The 16,824-nt window shown below is 59.5% G+C and carries 14 protein-coding genes and 1 pseudogene; 7 read left to right on the top strand and 8 right to left on the bottom strand.

What is annotated here, in order from left to right; translation table 11 throughout:
* Positions 1-50: 50 nt before the first annotated feature.
* Positions 51-1,364: an MFS transporter gene (locus tag ACM6I5_RS15090; RefSeq protein ID WP_414884163.1), complete on the bottom strand. Its 1,314-nt coding sequence runs from the start codon at positions 1,362-1,364 to the stop codon at positions 51-53.
* A 199-nt stretch (positions 1,365-1,563) separates the two neighbouring features.
* On the opposite strand from ACM6I5_RS15090, the gene ACM6I5_RS15085 reads away from it, so the two are divergent.
* Positions 1,564-2,982 (top strand): short-chain fatty acid transporter, encoded by a 1,419-nt coding sequence (locus ACM6I5_RS15085; RefSeq protein ID WP_008037184.1) that lies wholly within the window; start codon positions 1,564-1,566, stop codon positions 2,980-2,982.
* Between the two features lie 91 nt (positions 2,983-3,073).
* Here ACM6I5_RS15085 and ACM6I5_RS15080 read toward each other — a convergent pair.
* A pseudogene (locus ACM6I5_RS15080) lies at positions 3,074-3,401 on the bottom strand (nucleotidyltransferase family protein).
* 143 nt (positions 3,402-3,544) lie between these two features.
* Here ACM6I5_RS15080 and ACM6I5_RS15075 point away from each other — a divergent pair.
* On the top strand, positions 3,545-4,717 hold the full coding sequence (locus ACM6I5_RS15075; RefSeq protein ID WP_017340773.1) for a hypothetical protein: 1,173 nt from the start codon (positions 3,545-3,547) through the stop codon (positions 4,715-4,717).
* Positions 4,718-4,898: 181 nt separating this feature from the next.
* Positions 4,899-5,411: a lysine methyltransferase gene (locus ACM6I5_RS15070; protein ID WP_414880516.1), complete on the top strand. Its 513-nt coding sequence runs from the start codon at positions 4,899-4,901 to the stop codon at positions 5,409-5,411.
* Between the two features lie 18 nt (positions 5,412-5,429).
* Here ACM6I5_RS15070 and can read toward each other — a convergent pair whose 3' ends face one another.
* Positions 5,430-6,074, bottom strand: coding sequence for a carbonate dehydratase (gene can, locus ACM6I5_RS15065; protein ID WP_414884162.1), 645 nt, complete (start codon positions 6,072-6,074; stop codon positions 5,430-5,432).
* A 168-nt stretch (positions 6,075-6,242) separates the two neighbouring features.
* Between can and ACM6I5_RS15060 the strand changes: the two genes are divergently transcribed.
* Positions 6,243-6,647, top strand: coding sequence for a serine kinase/phosphatase (locus ACM6I5_RS15060; RefSeq protein ID WP_414884161.1), 405 nt, complete (start codon positions 6,243-6,245; stop codon positions 6,645-6,647).
* A gap of 140 nt (positions 6,648-6,787) precedes the next feature.
* Here ACM6I5_RS15060 and rimI read toward each other — a convergent pair whose 3' ends face one another.
* Positions 6,788-7,240: a ribosomal protein S18-alanine N-acetyltransferase gene (gene rimI, locus ACM6I5_RS15055; RefSeq protein WP_414884160.1), complete on the bottom strand. Its 453-nt coding sequence runs from the start codon at positions 7,238-7,240 to the stop codon at positions 6,788-6,790.
* Complete coding sequence (locus ACM6I5_RS15050) at positions 7,233-7,973, bottom strand: hypothetical protein (protein ID WP_031319121.1); 741 nt, start codon at positions 7,971-7,973, stop codon at positions 7,233-7,235. The genes rimI and ACM6I5_RS15050 overlap by 8 nt, the downstream gene beginning before the upstream one ends.
* A 207-nt stretch (positions 7,974-8,180) precedes the next feature.
* On the opposite strand from ACM6I5_RS15050, the gene mksB reads away from it, so the two are divergent.
* From mksB to mksF, 3 genes are read left to right on the top strand one after another with little or no spacing between them, the layout of a single operon-like run.
* Positions 8,181-9,458, top strand: a complete 1,278-nt coding sequence (gene mksB, locus ACM6I5_RS15045; protein ID WP_178118345.1) for an Mks condensin complex protein MksB — start codon at positions 8,181-8,183, stop codon at positions 9,456-9,458.
* The gene (gene mksE, locus ACM6I5_RS15040) at positions 9,448-10,149 is read left to right on the top strand and encodes an Mks condensin complex protein MksE (RefSeq protein WP_017340781.1); all 702 of its coding nucleotides are present in this window, start codon (positions 9,448-9,450) and stop codon (positions 10,147-10,149) included. Before mksB ends, mksE begins: the two co-directional genes overlap by 11 nt.
* Positions 10,146-12,986, top strand: coding sequence for an Mks condensin complex protein MksF (gene mksF, locus ACM6I5_RS15035; RefSeq protein WP_414884159.1), 2,841 nt, complete (start codon positions 10,146-10,148; stop codon positions 12,984-12,986). The genes mksE and mksF overlap by 4 nt, the downstream gene beginning before the upstream one ends.
* A 143-nt stretch (positions 12,987-13,129) precedes the next feature.
* On the opposite strand, the gene ACM6I5_RS15030 is transcribed toward mksF, so the two are convergent.
* Genes ACM6I5_RS15030 through ACM6I5_RS15020 form a run of 3 tightly spaced genes read right to left on the bottom strand, consistent with a single transcriptional unit; the run spans position 13,130 to position 16,695 of the window.
* Entirely contained in the window at positions 13,130-15,433 is a 2,304-nt protein-coding gene (locus ACM6I5_RS15030) for an intermembrane transport protein PqiB (RefSeq protein WP_414884158.1), read from the bottom strand.
* On the bottom strand, positions 15,426-16,049 hold the full coding sequence (locus ACM6I5_RS15025) for a paraquat-inducible protein A (protein ID WP_017340784.1): 624 nt from the start codon (positions 16,047-16,049) through the stop codon (positions 15,426-15,428). The genes ACM6I5_RS15030 and ACM6I5_RS15025 overlap by 8 nt, the downstream gene beginning before the upstream one ends.
* Positions 16,036-16,695: a paraquat-inducible protein A gene (locus tag ACM6I5_RS15020; protein ID WP_017340785.1), complete on the bottom strand. Its 660-nt coding sequence runs from the start codon at positions 16,693-16,695 to the stop codon at positions 16,036-16,038. The genes ACM6I5_RS15025 and ACM6I5_RS15020 overlap by 14 nt, the downstream gene beginning before the upstream one ends.
* Positions 16,696-16,824: the final 129 nt, after the last annotated feature.

The following is a 16,824-nucleotide window of genomic DNA, read 5'->3' as shown; positions in this document are numbered from 1 at the left end:
TCAGGCTTGTCCTACAAAAATAGTTGTCATATCCGCCGCACCATTTTCAATCAGATGGCGCCCGCCGCCGGGCAACTGCCTGTTCTGGACATGCGCGCACCGAAATACAACGCGCTGCTCACGCCCACCGCACCCATCACGGCGCAGAAAATCACGCAGATCCAAGGGCTCCAAGGCATCAGGCCAATCAGCAACAGCGGTGTGATACTCGCCCACGCGGCGTAGGCAATGTTGTACGTGAAGGAAATCCCTGAAACGCGAATCCGCGCCGGAAACAGGCTGACCATGACCGACGGCACCGCACCGACCACGCCGCAACCGAGGCCGGCAATCGCGTACGCCAGACCGATCCAGTTGCTGCCAATGATCAGGCTGGTATAGAGCACGCCAATGCCCAGTGGCAGCAACAGGCTGTATAGCATCACGGTGCGCCAGGCGCCGATGCGGTCGACCAGCAACCCGGCGAGCACACAGCCGACGTTAAGGAACACGATGCCCAGCGCACTCAGGGCGAAGGTGTGGCTGGCGGTCATGCCGAAGGTTTTCTGCATCATGGTCGGGGTGATGACCACGAACACCACCACCGCCGAGGTCAGCACGCAGGTAAGAATCATCGCCGGTAAAATGGCCAGGCGATGCTCACGCAGAACCGTGCGCAATGGCAGTTCGACGGCGGCATCACGCTTGGCCTGCATCGCCATGAACACCGGGGTTTCGCTGAGCCAGCGGCGAAGCCAGACGCCTATCACGCCAAATACGCCACCCAGCAGGAACGGGTAACGCCATGCGCAATCGAGGATTTCCGCCGGGGTGAACGCCTGTGCCAGAAAGGTCGCCGTCAGCGCGCCGATCAAGTAACCAAAGGTCAGTCCCGCCTGCAGGAAACCGAGTGCATAACCACGGTGCGCGACCGGTGCGTGCTCGGCGACGAAGACCCAGGCACTCGGCACTTCACCGCCCACCGCCGCGCCTTGCAGAATGCGCAGGGCCAGCAGCAGCAGCGGCGCGAAATAGCCGATCTGGGCGTAGGTCGGCATGATGCCGATCAGCAGGCACGGCAGCGCCATCATCAGAATGCTCAGGCTGAAGACTTTCTTGCGCCCCAGCCGGTCAGCGAAATGCGCCATCAGGATCCCGCCCAACGGCCGCGCCAGATAACCGGTCACGAAAATCCCGAAACTTTGCAGCAGGCGCAGCCATTCGGGCATTTCCGGCGGAAAGAACAGCTGGCTGAGGGTCAGGGCGAAAAACACGAAAATGATGAAATCGTAGATTTCCAGCGCACCACCGAGGGCCGCGAGGCCGAGGGTCTTGTAGTCCGAGCGGCTGAACGGTGCCGGGCGCGAATCGTTATGGGCTGTCATCAAAAAAACTCTGGTGTAGGCAAAAAACCAAGGCGCCCATGGTCTACGCAAACGCGCCAGTGGACAACCCGTTAGACCAAAGTCTCAGCCAGGTAAAACTTCGTCACAAACATGACCGTTTGATTTACTGTTGGCACCTGTCCAGACGGGCCTCTGCGGCCTGGAAGACCACAACAAACATAAAAATAGAGGTACTCCCGTGGCTGCTGATATCGAAGATACCCGCTCTGCCCGCTTTGCCCTGCGCTGTTCAAGTTTTGCCGAACGCTGGTTTCCCGATTCCTGGGTGTTCGCCGCGCTGGCGGTGATTATCGTCGCCGTCGCCACCCTGTTCATGGGCGCCAAGCCCACCGACGCGGCCATGGCGTTCGGTGACGGGTTCTGGAGCCTGATCCCGTTCACCATGCAAATGGCGTTCGTGGTGATCGGCGGCTATGTGGTCGCCAGCTCGCCCCCTGCCGTGAAGCTGATCGACCGTCTGGCGCGAATCCCGAAGAACGGTCGTTCCGCCGTGGCGTGGGTGGCGCTGATTTCCATGGTCGCGTCGCTGCTGAACTGGGGTTTGTCGCTGGTGTTCGGCGGCTTGCTGGTGCGCGCCCTCGCCCGCCGTGTCGATCTGAAAATGGATTACCGCGCGGCCGGCGCCGCAGCGTATTTGGGCCTTGGCGCCGTGTGGGCCTTGGGCCTGTCGTCGTCCGCTGCGCAATTGCAGGCCAACCCGGCCAGCCTGCCGCCGTCGATTCTGTCGATCACCGGGGTGATTCCTTTCACACAGACGATCTTTCTCTGGCAGTCCGGCGTGATGTTGCTGGCGCTGATCGTGATTTCGCTGATCATTGCCTACGCCACCGCACCCGGCCCGAACTCGGCCCGTGATGCCAAAGCCTGCGGCATCGATCCAAGCTTCAACCTGCCGCCACTGCAACCGCGCACTCGTCCCGGCGAATGGCTGGAACACAGCCCGTTGCTGACGATTCTGCTGGTGTTGCTGGCAGCCGGGTGGCTGTTCCACGAGTTCTCGACCAAACCGGCGATCAGCGCGATTTCCGGGCTGAACACCTACAACTTCCTGTTCATCATGCTCGGCGCCCTGCTGCACTGGCGCCCGCGCAGTTTCCTCGATGCGGTGTCCCGCGCGGTTCCGACCACCACCGGCGTACTGATCCAGTTCCCGTTGTACGGCTCGATCGCCGCGCTGATGACCACGGTCAAAGGCACTGACGCGCAAACCCTGGCTCACCACATCTCGACCTTTTTCGTACAAATTGCCTCCCACGACACTTACGCGCTGCTGATGGGCGTGTACTCGGCGATCCTCGGATTCTTCATTCCGTCGGGCGGCGGCAAGTGGATCATCGAAGCGCCGTACGTGATGCAAGTGGCCACCGACCTCAACTACCACCTGGGCTGGGCCGTGCAGATCTACAACGCCGCCGAAGCCCTGCCGAACCTGATCAACCCGTTCTACATGCTGCCATTGCTGGGCGTGCTGGGGTTGAAGGCGCGGGACTTGATCGGGTTTTCGTTCGTGCAACTGCTGGTGCACACGCCGCTGGTGCTGTTTCTGCTGTGGGCGTTGGGGACGACGCTGACGTATACGGCGCCGGTGATGCCGTAAACGGAGTTGATTGCACCTGTTGTGAGGCAGGTGCAATCAGCCTTGATCGGTGGGTAACACCTTCAGAAGTTCAAGCAAAGCGGCTTGGACTTTATTCCACACCACTAGTAGCCGTGAGCAATGCGATTGCGCATGGACGAGCCTGCTCAAGCACTTGCTGGCGAAACTTCACTGGAGGATCGCCGGGCGTCAGCAGATCTACACTCACCCCCAACAAATCCTCGAGTTCGACCTGAAGACCGCCAAGATCAAAAAGCGTGGCGCCTGGCAGTGCATCTACCAGCAAATCAAGGTCACTCCCCCTCTTTATCCGTTCCGAGCAGTGCCGAACCAAACACGCGAGGATTGGCTGTACGAAAGCGGCCTACAACCTCGCGAACGGCTGCTCGTTGCAGATCAAGAGCGGTGGAGGGCTTCATTTTTCACCTTTACCCAGTGCAGTATTGCGCCAGTCCAGCAGTGCTTGAGAGAGGTAAACACTGCGCCACTGGTAACCTGACCTGTCACATCCCACTGTACCCGCCTCCGCTTCAGAGGCCCACACGCTGAAAAGGATCTGAGCATGTTCAAACTCGCAGGACTCACTCTCGCCGCCCTCACCCTGAGTGCCGCCGCCCACGCGGACGCCGATCTGAAGCTGGGCAGCACCGAGCGCGTCACCCGGCTGTTTGCTTACCCCAACAACTGCAACGTGATCTGCTTTCGCAACTGGACGCTGGAGCAAACCGTCGAGCATTACCTGACGCAAAGCGTGCAGCGCGATGGTTACAGTGATGCGAAGGTGCAGGTCAAAACCGATAACGATCAACTCTATGCCGCCATCACCGGGGTGCCCCGGGGCTATGAAAAGCCGTTGGCGGCGCTGCTCGATGCAGGCGACCTGGCCTACACCGGCGCCAGCAAGCTGAATGCCGACGGCAAATGGGCTTACAGCTGGTATTTGTTCCTGCCGCTGGGCATGGCGCTGGAGAACCGCAGAAGCGTCGAGTTGCTGCACTTCCCGCCGGATTACTCTCTGACCCAGGCGCAGGATTACCTGAAGTCGGCCACCACTGATCGGTGGGCCACGTTGCTGACGGTCAACGGGATCGCTGCCGATCAGACGCCGGCATTCCAGACCATCATCGACATCGCCCCGATTGCCGCGCCCTCCAACGCCGGCAAGGATCTGGAAGGCGTCTACGACTACTTCAAGGACTACCAGACCACCATGGTCAAGGAAGTCAGCCAGAACGCCAGCGGTACCACGCTGCCGATGGTCGCGTTCGGTGCGCCGGTACGCAACTGGATCAAGCAGCAATATGGGCCGACCGTAAACGTGCTGGGCCTGGCAACCATCAGTCCGAAGGACGGGGTAAAAGTGCCGGTGCTGGGTTCCAACCACCCGAGCTACATCTGGTACGCCGCCGACCCGGACAGCTATTCCGGTAAGGATGCCCAGGCCCAGGCCGACGCGGCGGGCCTGAAAGTCATGGGCCAGGACTTGAGTGCCGCGTGCTGGCAGGCCGCCATGGGCCGAGACCCGGACAGCAATCCAGACATTGAACTGAGAAGTTGCACCCAGACCTGGCAGGTGGCCCAGGCCGATAAAACCTGCGAGCTGTTCTACACCTCGATCCGCAACCTGACGCCAGGACAAGCCACGGCCAAATGCTCGACGGCGCCGATCAAGACTCAGCTCAAACAGCTCAAGGTCCCGGCGCCTGCGACTGCGGTACCTGCTCCACATTTGTAAAAAGCTGAACCACGTTCCTGCGTGAGCCTTGGCTCACGTGGGAACGCGCGTTTTTCCTCTGTCAGTTATGACAGTAGACCGGTTGTTTCTTTTGCGAGAGTCTTGGGACATCCCCATTCGCTGCAGGGCTGACAGGATGTCAGCTGACGGAAGTCGCAGCGCCCCGCCGACAAGGATTGTTATGAAAGCCCACGCTGAACAAGCACTACCCCCACCGCCGTCCAAAGGCATCTACCCGTTTATTGAGCTGCCGTTGAGCCTTGGATTCCCCTCCCTGGAAGATTTTCAGATCGTCTATAGCCCTCAGGCAAAGGCAAAAGCCGTCTGCGCTCTGCGGGAGTTTCCACGCCTGAGTCGAATCTGCCGGGTTTCCGGACATCTATTGCCGTATCGCTGTCGACATACCCGGCAAATGGCGCCGGGCATCCACGTGTACGACCCACGGTTCTGTGGATTGCTCAGCCACGCCTGCGACCCCAACACCTTTCTCGACATGAGCGAGCTATGGTTATGGGCGCTGAAAGACATCAGGAAAGGCGATCGGCTGACGATTGATTTAGCCATGACCGAAGACAAGCTGCAGCGGCAATTCGCCTGCCGCTGCGCCTGTCCTTGCTGCCGAGGCTGGATCACTGGCTACGACGAAACACCGAATGTCGATGGCCAGTCGTTCTTCCAGCATTGGCGTCGGTGAAGCCTTTGCTGATGTTATTTACAGCGGCTCGAACGGACGCAGGCGGTACTGTGGCGGCAACTGCTCGAAACCACTGATGGTTGCGTTCAGGCTCTTCCACCGACCGTCCTTGATGCCATAGATGCAGCCGTGAATCGACAGTTTCTGCCCGCGGTGCCAGGCATTTTGAACAATGCTGGTGTGCCCGACGTTGGCCACTTGCTGGATCACGTTGAGTTCGCAGAGGCGATCAACTTGCTCCTCCTCGCTAGGCAGTTTGGAGAGTTCTTCACGCTTTTCGTAATAAAGATCGCGAATAGAACGCAGCCAGCCGTCGATCAAGCCAAATTGGCGATCCTGCATCGAGGCGCGCACACCCCCGCAGCCATAATGGCCGGTAACAAGGATGTGTTTGACCTTGAGCACGTCAACCGCGTACTGAATTACCGACAGGCAATTGAGGTCGGTGTGCAGCACCACGTTGGCTACGTTGCGGTGGACGAACAGGTCGCCGGGCAGCATGCCGACAATCTCGTTCGCCGGCACGCGGGCGTCGGAGCAGCCGATCCAGAGGAACTCCGGTGTTTGCTGACGGGCCAGTTTGGCGAAGAAGTCAGGATCTTCTTTAGTGATCGCGTCAGCCCAGCGCTCGTTGTTATCAATCAGATCTTGTAATTCGTTCATGCAATGAAGCCTCGATAATGATGCGCAGCTTTGACAGACAACCGTCCGTCGGGGTCACGCGCGAGATGCAGATTGCCGCTGATGCATATTACCTGAACGCCATGGCGGTTGAATTCTGAGGAACCCAGTGGGTCCACCGTAGTAAGGCCCACAGTATGAGGAATTGCCATGACTGATTCACGACGTCCGTTCGATGCGGTGCAACCCGAGCCCATCGACGACAACGAAGACCGCATGGGCTCGATGCATGAGCTGGATTTCGATGAGGAAGAACCTAGTGCCAAAATCGGCGATGAACTGCCGGAAAACGAGCGCGAGCAACTCATGCCGCGCGAGCGCGTGCTTGAAGCGGGCATGACCGGCGCCTCAACCGCTGACCATGAATCCACCGATGATGACATGAGCCCGGAAACACTGATCCGTGAAGACGGTGCTCGGGATGCGCATGAGGCGGGGGAAGGTGATCAGGCCGATTGGGATTTGAGCGTTGTCGATGAAGACGACATCGGCGGGGGCAATGGTCTGGATGAAGAGGAATTGGCGCGGCGGGATCCGATGGATGGGAATCGGTGAGTCTGTAATTCTTTGACTCTGTGGCGAGGGAGCTTGCTCCCTTTCGGTTGCGAAGCAGTCGCATAGATTATGACCTGCTCACGATCAGGCCCGCTTCGCGGCCCAGCGGGAGCAAGCTCCCTCGCCACAATGGTTATGCGTCAGTCAACCAGGGTGCAGGCCATGACCACCGCGTCTTCGCGCCCACCCACCGCCGGATAATAATCCCGACGCCGGCCAATCTCGTTAAACCCATACCGCTCATACAGCCGAAACGCCGGCCGATTGCTGTCGCGCACTTCCAGAAAACACTCCCGCGCCTCAGCCTTATAGGCAATCGACATCAAGTGCTCCAGCAGCGTTAAACCCAACCCGCGCCCCTGATTTTCCGGTTTGACGGTGATGTTCAGCAAATGCGCTTCATCCAGAATAATCTGCACCACGCCGTGCCCGACCTGTTGCGAACCTTCAAACATCAGCCAGATCTGGTACTTGCCCAGCCCATCGAGAAAAATCCCGCGGGTCCACGGATGGCTGTACGCCGCGTATTCGATTTTCAGCACAGCGTCCAGGTCCGCCTCGGTCATCGGGCGAAACGATACAGCGTCACTCATTCGATTCTTTCCAGCGCGCCATCAGCCGACGCATGGCTTGCCAGACATCAGCCTTACGCTGTGGCTCTTCCATTAATAATTCCAGACCCGGCAGGGCCCAGACCGTACCCAGGCCGTCGACCTGGAGTTCACGGTTGAAGGATTCGGCATTTGCCTCTGCGGCGAAACGTACCGCCGGCAGGCCGATCAGCCACACACAGACGCAGGGTGCGTCTTCCAGGCGGGCCGAGAGAAAACCTTGCACAAAATCACGAGCGGCTTCCGGGCCTTGATCCATCGTACCTCGGGCCAGCAGCGGCCAGCGCACCGGTTCGCCGACGATCTGCGGGCTGTCCGGCAGACCGGCGGCGCGCAGCATGTCCTTGAGCAGCAGATACGCGGGGTCGCGGGTCTGGAAGGTTTCGCCTGTGGGTAACTCCACCAGCAGCAGGCAGCGACCGGCGCGCAATAATTGCAGGGCGAATCGCGGCGGTGGCACGACGGGCGCCTTGACCGCGACCGGTGCCTCCTCTTCTTCAACCTTGGCGTTGTCACGCGTGCTGGCCAATGATGGCCGCGGCACCTCTATTTTTACCCGTTCGGCCGGTTTGACCACCGGTTCCGCGGGCGCATCGACCACTGGCGCCAGCGCCACCGGTGCGACGACCAATGGCTCGGGCATCTCCAGTAGCTCTGGCCGCGAAGGCGCGGCAAAGGGCAATTCGGTGCGCGGCAGCCAGTTGACCACCTGCATGGCGGTCAAATAAGCGCGACGACGGGACTCGATTAGCAAAGGTCGGCCACTTGTGGATAACTGAAAGTGCGCTGATTCTACCGCCCTTCACTCAAGATCGCCCACGCTTGATCGATAGAAAACCTACAGTCTGTCCCGAGAGTGAATCGCATCGCCTGCGATGCAGTACAATCGCGGCTTTTAATCGCCAACCAGCCGGCCATTCCGATGATCGAACCCAAGCGCGTCTTGCGCGCCCTCGCTGAACACTGGGCACTTCTGGAGCCACTGTGCGAGCACTTCGACCAAGGCACACTGAGCCTCAACGAACTGCGCACGCAATTGGCCGCCCAGCAACTCGACAGTACGCCGCAGGACATCACCAGTCTGCTGGACGTGTGGATCCGCCTCGACATTCTGGTTCCCGTGGCGAAAAGCCCGAACCGTTTCGAGCTCAACGCGCAAATCCACGACTTCCTCGCTTACCTGCGCCGAGAGCACCGTCTGGGCCTGTGCCTGGAAATCGAAGCCTATTTGCGCCACCTCGAACGCCTGGCCGGTTACATCCAGGACGCTTTCGACATCCGCGACGGCCACGACCTGGCGCGTCAGTTGCGCCTGCTCGACATGCGCGTACGGGATGTATTGAAGAAACTCGCCAACGACGAACAGGCCCTGGTGGCCGTGGCCGAGCGCGCCAAGACCAGCGACCGGCAGATTCCCCTGCGTCAGCGTTACGCTGAAGTACTGGCGACCTGGGACGAATACGTCGAACCGATGATTCAGTTGGTGAATGCCGATGGCGCCTTCGAGCAAGGCGTGCGCAAGGTCGAAAATGTCCTGCTGAAGATGCTCACCGAGCAGCAGCGCCTCGGCCATCTGGTCGATGACGACATGCTGCTGCGCACCCACGCGCGCATCCTCGAAATGCAAACCAGCGCCCAATTGACCCTGCGTCATGCCCGCGAACTGCTGCTGCCGCTGCGTGAAGAAGCCCGTCGGCACAACGCCGTGACCCGGGGCGCGGCGCTGGCCTTGTCGGCCATTCGTCGCAAAGGCATTGATGCGGTACCACAAGCGGCAATGCCGATGTTCACCCGGCCGCAAAGCACCTTCCTCGGCAGCGCCAGTCAGGTCGAAGCCTACGTTTACGCATTGGCCCGTTTCGAGCCAAAGCCGGCACGCTTCCCCAAGGCCCACAAGACCCAGAAAGGCGAAGCACCGCGTGCGCCACGCACCGTTCGGGAAATGCTCGAACGCTGCGAAGATGCCCTGCCGATGCCGGACCTGATGACCTGGTTGCTGGAGCAGGAGCCGGACGGCGCCACCGACGAACTGCTTTATTGGTTCTCTCGCCTGTCACGGGAAAAACGTTTCAAACGCGAGCGTCTGGAACGCCGCGATTACCACACTCACGAGCACCAGGTCAGCCTGCGCTCCTTCGCCCTGCTCTCGGCCCGCGATACCGCCGCCGAGGATTCTGCGAGCATCCCACATGCATCTTGATCTATCCGAACTGTCCCAGCTGGCGCCGATCTTTCGCGAGCTGTTCAAGGGCTACCACGTCAGCCGCCGCGATCCGGAGCTGTACGCACAACTGTCGAACTTCCAGGATCAGTACCGCACGCTGTTCAAGGCGTTGGGTTTTGAACTGGTCTGCGATACAAGGGGTTTCTACTACTTCGTGCCGGACCTCGCCGCCGCTGCGGTGAACAAGACTGCACAACGTCTGGCGCTGTTCACCTTCATCCTCGTCGAGCATCTGGCCGATCAGGGCCGTGACCCGATTGCCGTGCTCGACGGTGGCAGCCTCGGTCGCGACGAACTGCCGTCGTTGCTGGAAAAGTACCGCGACCTGTTCATTCAGGCTGAAGTGCAGACTGTCGAAGAACTCGAAGAAAAAATCATGCGCCGCATGACGCAGCTCGGTTTCGCCGGCGAAGAAAACGGCGTTTACCGTTTCCTGCCGCCGATGCACCGTTTCCTCGATGTTTGCCTGTCGGTCCAGCAGGACCGTGACCTGGCCGCCAGCCTGCACAGCGTATTGCCGCTGCCGGTTCCGGTGCTGATCGACGACGACAGCGACGAAAAACTGTTGCAGACCGATGATCCGCTGGACCTCAGCGATTTCGCTGAAGAAAGCGAAGAAGACGCCATGGCCCGTGCCATTGCCGAAGAACAGGAGACCGACGCATGAGCAAGGAACGCTACGGCATCCGCCGCTTTGCCCTTTTGAACACCGCCGGTTACAGCCTCGGTCTGTTCCCGCTGGAAGAACCGCTGTCGGTCTACGGCGCGAACAACCTCGGTAAATCCGCCTCGATCAACGCGCTGCAATTCCCGATTCTGGCGCGCATGTCGGACATGAGTTTCGGCAAGTACAGCCTGGAACAATCCCGGCGCTTCTACTTCGCCTCGGACACCAGTTACATCCTCGTTGAAGTCTCGCTGCCCCACGGTCCGCACGTGATCGGTGTGGTCGGTCGCGGCCCGGGCGGTGGTTTCGGCCATCAGTTCTTTGCCTACGCCGGCAAACTGGATCTGGCGCATTACCAGAAAAACGACACCTGCCTGCGTCAGAAAGAGCTGTTTACCAACCTTGAACGCGAGGGCCTGAAGGCCTACGAACTCAAGCCGGATGAACTGCGTCGCTTGCTGGTCGGCGGCCACACGTCGATCCCGCTGGATTTGACCCTGATCCCGCTGCGCTCCACCAGCGAACAGAGCCTGAAGACCTTCCGCGCTCTGTTCATCAACCTGCTGCACATGCGCGAAATCACCGCTGCCAAGCTCAAGCAGCTGTTCCTCGATGCCTTCGAACACAGCCTGCGTTCCGGCAGCGTCGATTACATCGCCGCGTGCGAAGAAGCGTTCCGCGATGTACGACGCATGGAGCAGGACTACAACTCCCTGGTCACTGCTGGTCCATTGGTTGAAGCCCTCGCGGCAGGCGTGACCCAGCGCAATATCCTGCGCGGCAAACTGCACCGGATCTCGCCGCTGCTCGATTCGTTGCTCGGCACCTGGTCGGACTACGCCAGTGCACGCAAGGAAGAGCTGACGATTCAGGCCGAGCATTACCGTAACGAGCAGGACGCACTGCAAAACGATCAGCGTGGCGGCACTCAGGAGCTGATGCGCCTGGAGCGGGAAATCACCGGTATCCAGCGTTGGCTCGGCGAACTCTCGGCGCTGAAGAATCGCTTCGCGCTGGTCGATGACGTGAAAGTGCTGGAACAGCAGTTGCTCGCGGCCAAGGACGCTCACGATGAACTGGCCGGCGCATTGGCGCAGTCGCGGCAATTCTCTGCCGAAGACCTGGAAGAACGTCTGCGGGATCTGGAAAAACGCCTGAAGTCGGTCAAGCAGCAACTCGATCATGCCGACAACAACAGCTACGCCCGCCTGCGCGAAGAGTTCTCGCAACAGGATGTCGAGCGCCTGATGCGCCTGTTCAACAGCGCATTGTTCAGCCTGCCGCTGGGCGAGCACGGTATCGCGCTGGACGAAGACGGTCAGTGGGTCAAATCCATGGAGCTGATCCTCGACGGTTTCAAAGGCGAACGCTTCGAAGTGCCGGGCCTGTCCATCGACCTCTCGCACATCGAACCTCCGGCGTTGCAGGCGCTGGCTGACCGTGCAGCATTGCGCGATCAGAAAGAGCGTCTGGACAAAGAACTCAAGCAACTGAAAACCCAGCAAACCGTGGCCGCCGACCGCGCCGCGAGCAAGACCCAGACTGAAGCGCTGTACCAGCAAGTGCTGGACGCGCAAAAAGCCCTGGAAGATTTCCGTCGCGCGCAAACCCTGAGCGCCGAAGAAGGCGACAAGCTTGAGCAACTGGCACAGATGGAAGCGGCACAGGACGAGTTGAAGCGTTCCAGCGACGCCTTCACCGAACGCGTCCAGCAACTGTCGGCCAAGCTGCAACTGGTCGGCCGACAGATCGGCGACATGGAAGCCAAGCAGCGCACCCTCGACGACGCCCTGCGCCGCCGCCAACTGCTGCCGGCAGACCTGCCGTTCGGCACGCCGTTCATGGACCCGATCGACGATTCCATGGACAACCTGCTGCCGCTGCTCAACGACTATCAGGACAGCTGGCAGGGTTTGCTGCGCAGCGATGGCCAGATCGACGCGCTATACGCTCAGGTGCGCCTCAAGGGCGTGGCCAAGTTCGACAGCGAAGACGATATGGAGCGTCGCCTGCAACTGCTGATCAACGCCTATGCGCATCGCACGGACGAAGCCCTGACCCTCGGCAAGGCACGTCGCGCGGCGGTCACCGACATCGCCCGGACCCTGCGCAATATCCGCAGCGACTACGACAGCCTCGAGCATCAACTGGCGCTGTTCAACCGCGAGATCAACAAGCGTCAGGTCTCCAACCTGCAGAGCTTCCGTATCGTCCTCGCGCCGAACAAGGAAGCGTTGAAGCACATCGACCAAATCATCCACAGCGCCGGCCAGTACGAAGAAGGCGAAACCCTCTCCGTGTTCGACTTGAGCCAGAGCGCCGATCAGGACAACAAGAACGAAGAAGCCAAGGAATACCTGGCGCGCCTGGTGGCCGCGAACCACAACCAGCTCGGTCTCAAGGACTTGTTCGAACTGGCGTTCGAGATCACCAAGGTCAACGGTCAGCCGGTGATTCATACCGACATCGATGGCGCCGCGTCCAACGGCACCACGATGACCATCAAGGCGTTGACCAACATGTACTTGTTGCTGCACTTGATGGACCGCGACCAGGCCGGCCGCGTGCGCCTGCCGTACTACCTCGACGAGGCAGCGGACATCGACGAGAGGAACCAGGCAGCGCTGCTGGAAACCAGTCTGCAACTGGGCTTCGTGCCGATTCTGGCGAGCGTGAAACCTCAGGTCTGTGCCAGTGTTGCGATTGACCTGGAAGGCGGGAGCGGGCCGAACGGCATCTACATTGATGAGGCGGACTGGAAGTACATTCGTCGTCACGATGAGGTGAAGGCTGCCGTTAACGTTGAAGCAGACGAGCCGGAGCTGGATGCGGTCTGATTTGGGTTAATTGAAGTCAATAAAAAGGCCGCGATCCAAATGGATCGCGGCCTTTTTATTGCGTGGAATTTTTAGTGAACTTTAGGGCCGCATCGCGGGCAAGCCCGTGAAAGCGTCCTCACAAACGCCCACTCAGGTACTTGCTATTTGCCGAGGGAAATCTTCGGCGCCCAGGTCAGCCATTCATCTTCAAACTTGTCGAACAACGGGAACGTCTGCTCAGGCCGTGCCGGGCTGCCCATGCGATCACCGTCCGGGGTGGCGAATGCGATACCACCCTGAATCAGCGTCTCCAGCGACTCGGTGCGCACCGTCGCCCCCTTGAACAAACCGTAGTCGAAACCAAAACCGCTGGTGTTCCAGAAACGTGTGCCGCTGCGCACCAACGGTGCGTATTTCGGTTCGATCAGAATGTGCACCAGAACACGGTCAGCGGTCTGGCCGAGTTCATAACCCGTCACCTTGCCCACCGTGACCTCGCGATAGGTCACCGGCACACCGGTTTTCAACGAGCCACGGCGAGCGGCGCTCAGGACCAGGCTTAAACCGGGTTCCTGTTTGGCGGTTTCCGGTGCATTCGCCAGGGCGACGAAGTTTTTCTGTGGGCCAAGGTTCTTCGCTGCAGGCTGCACTTCGATGTACTGGCCAGTCACCAGGGTTTCCAGGTTCGAGGTCTTGATCAGACCCAGCTCGGGTTTGACCACCCAGAACTGACTGCCGACGCGGGCAATGCGCTCCGGCACTTCGGTGATCCGCGCGGTCAGCAGCACCGATTGCAAATCATCACTGAGGTCGACGTCTTCAATCTTGCCCACATCCAGGCCTTTGAATCTCACAGGAGTGCCGCTGCGCAAACCATCGGCACGATCGACCTTGATCGTAACCACGGTGCCTTTCTGGTTGGCTTCGTCATGGCTGGCGAACAGACGGAAACGTGGAATGCGTTTTTGCAATGGCGCTTTGGCTTGCGGTGTTTCGAAGGCGATACCGCCGGCCATCAGGCTTTGCAGCGACTCACTTTTGACCTGGATTCCTCCGGTCAATCCACCCGTGAGCGTAATACCGCTGGCGTTCCAGAAACGCGTTGAGGCGTTAACCAGCCCTTCGTATTCCTTCTCGATGTGCACGCCAATCACCAACTGTTTCTTGGTGCGCGAGAACTGATAGCTCTGGACCGAACCGACCTTGACCTGCTTGTAGAGAATCGGGCTGCCGACTTCCAGTGAGCCGAGGTTCTCGGTGAACAGCACCAGGTGCAGGCCCGGTGCACGCAAGTCGAGCGGCGGCGCTTTCGGCCTCGCCACGAATTCGCGCTGCGGAGCTGCCCCCTTGTCCCCTGGGCGCACGGCAATGTAGTTACCTTTGACCAGCGCTTCGAGACCGGTAATGCCCGCGAGGGAGATCGAGGGTTTGACCACCCAGAACTGGGTGCCATCAACGAGGTAATCCTCAGCCAGCGGATCAAGGGTCAATTCCGCGGTGGCACTGGACAGATCAGGATCGATCTTGAGCGCTTTGAGCGTGCCGACCTGAATGCCTTTGTACATCACTGGCGTCCGGCCAGCCTGCATGCCTTCGAAGTCACTGAGTTTGACCTTGACCCGGATACCGGCTGCGGCGGCATCGAAATCTTCGTAGAGACGAAATGGCAGGCTCGGATCGGTGGGCGGGCTGTCCTTGCGGTTCTCCGGCGTGGCGAAGGCGATACCGCCGGCGACGATGCTCGCCAGGGATTCGCTGCGCACTTTCACACCGGACAGGTTAGCGTCGATGCTGATGCCGCTGGCATTCCAGAAACGCGTGTGTTTGCGCACCAGCTTGGCGTAGGTGGGTTCGATGAACACCTTGAGCTCAACGGTACTTTGGTCTTCGGACAACAGGTAGCTTTTGATCTGGCCGACCCTGATCTGCTTGTAGAACACCGGGCTGCCACGGTTCAGCGAGCCAAGGCGATCAGCCTTGATGGTCAGGTGCAGACCGGGTTGGGCGTCAGACAGCGGCGGCTCTTCGGCCAGCGCCTTGAACTTGCGCGTAGGTTCCCCTTCGCCCGGACTGATCGCCACATAGTTACCGGAGACCAGGGTTTCCAGCCCTGTGATACCGGCCAGGGTCACGCTCGGCTTGACGAGCCAGAAGCGTGTACTGGTGCGCAGGTATGGCTCCACGTCCTTGTTCATCTCGACGGTGGCAATCACCCCTTTTGAGGAGCCTTCATCGTCGAGCGTGAGGGTTTTCACCTTGCCGACCGACATGCCTTTGTAAACGACTTCAGTCTTGTTGGCCTGAATGCCTTCACCACTTTCGAAACGCACCTGAATCTCGATGCCGGTTTCGCTGTAGGCACGCCAGCCGAGCCAACCGCCAATGATCAGAGCGATCAGGGGCAACACCCAAATGGCGGACCAGTTCGAGGCCGGTCGGGTTTTCGCTGTAGGCAAATCAGTCATGGTCGTCGTCCGACTCCGTGTTATCCCAAATCAGTCGGGGATCGAAAGTTACTGCGGCAAGCATCGTCAAAATCACCACACTGGCGAAAGCGATGGCGCCAAGATTGGCTTCGACACTGGCAAGCCGTCCAAAATTCACGACGGCCACCAGGATAGCGATCACAAAAATATCGAGCATCGACCAGCGGCCGATGAACTCGATAAAGCGGTACATCCAGATGCGTTGGCGTGCAGAAAGTGGCTGGCGGCGCTGCACGGAAAACAGCAGCAAGGCGATGCCCACCAGTTTGAACGTCGGTACCAGAATACTGGCGATGAAAACCACGGCGGCGATGGGAATCATGCCGTGCTGAACCAGCTGGATCACACCGGACATGATGGTGCTCGGATCGCCCTGACCCAGAGAGCTGACCGTCATGATCGGAAGCACGTTGGCTGGGATGTAGAGCACCGCGGCCGTCACCAGCAGCGCCCATGTGCGCATCACACTGTTCGGGCGACGCGCGTGAACCAGCGCACCACAACGTGTGCAGACCTGCTCGTCGGTGTCAGCGTCCTGCTTGTTCAACTCATGGCATTCGGTACAAATCAGAATGCCTGCATCAATCGCCCGCATGGGCATCCTCTCCTGATAAAGCCTGCCAGATCTGATGAGGCGACATCACAACTTCCAGCCAAACCTGAACCAACAACAAACCGATAAAGCACGCCAGGCCAAGACCAACAGTGATTGCTGCCATATCTGCCAGTTTGACGATCGCCACCAGAACGCCCATGAGGTAAACCTCGAGCATCCCCCAGTCTCGTAAATGGTGATAAATCCGATAGAGCAGCAAACCGTAACTACGGCCGACATCAAAACGAATACTCAGCAGCACGGCCAGTTGGCAGAGCAGCTTGAGTAGCGGAATTCCCATGCTGCACAGAAACACGATGACCGATACACCTTGCATCCCGGTATCGAACAGACCGACAACGCCGGTCCAGACAGTGTCTTGTGACGACTGCCCGAGTAGATTGAGCTGCATGATGGGTAAAAAGTTCGCAGGGATGTACAACAACAGTGCGGCGAGAACCAAGGCGAGACTGCGTTGCACAACATTGTGCCGATGGGCGTAGAGCTCGTAGCCGCAGCGCGGACACAGGGCTTTCTCGCCATGGGCGAGCTCGGGCTTGCGCATCAGCAAGTCGCACTCATGACACGCCACCAAGTCGTCCAGCGGTAATTCTGACAGCCCGGAGGCGTCAACCGGATCTGGCATAAAGGCTATGACTCCGAAAAAGTTGGATCTATTCTAGTGTCATGAGTCGAAAATAACTGTGCAAATTTGTGCAGGTCCGAATCGTGCTTTTATTCCGGGCAAAACAAAACCCCAACTGCTTTCGCAATT

The organism is Pseudomonas sp. IT-P171 (genome assembly GCF_949767765.1).
Lineage (GTDB): Bacteria > Pseudomonadota > Gammaproteobacteria > Pseudomonadales > Pseudomonadaceae > Aquipseudomonas > Aquipseudomonas fluorescens_B.
Note: the sequence above shows the minus strand (reverse complement) of the source record. Positions and strands in the feature narration are given on the sequence as shown.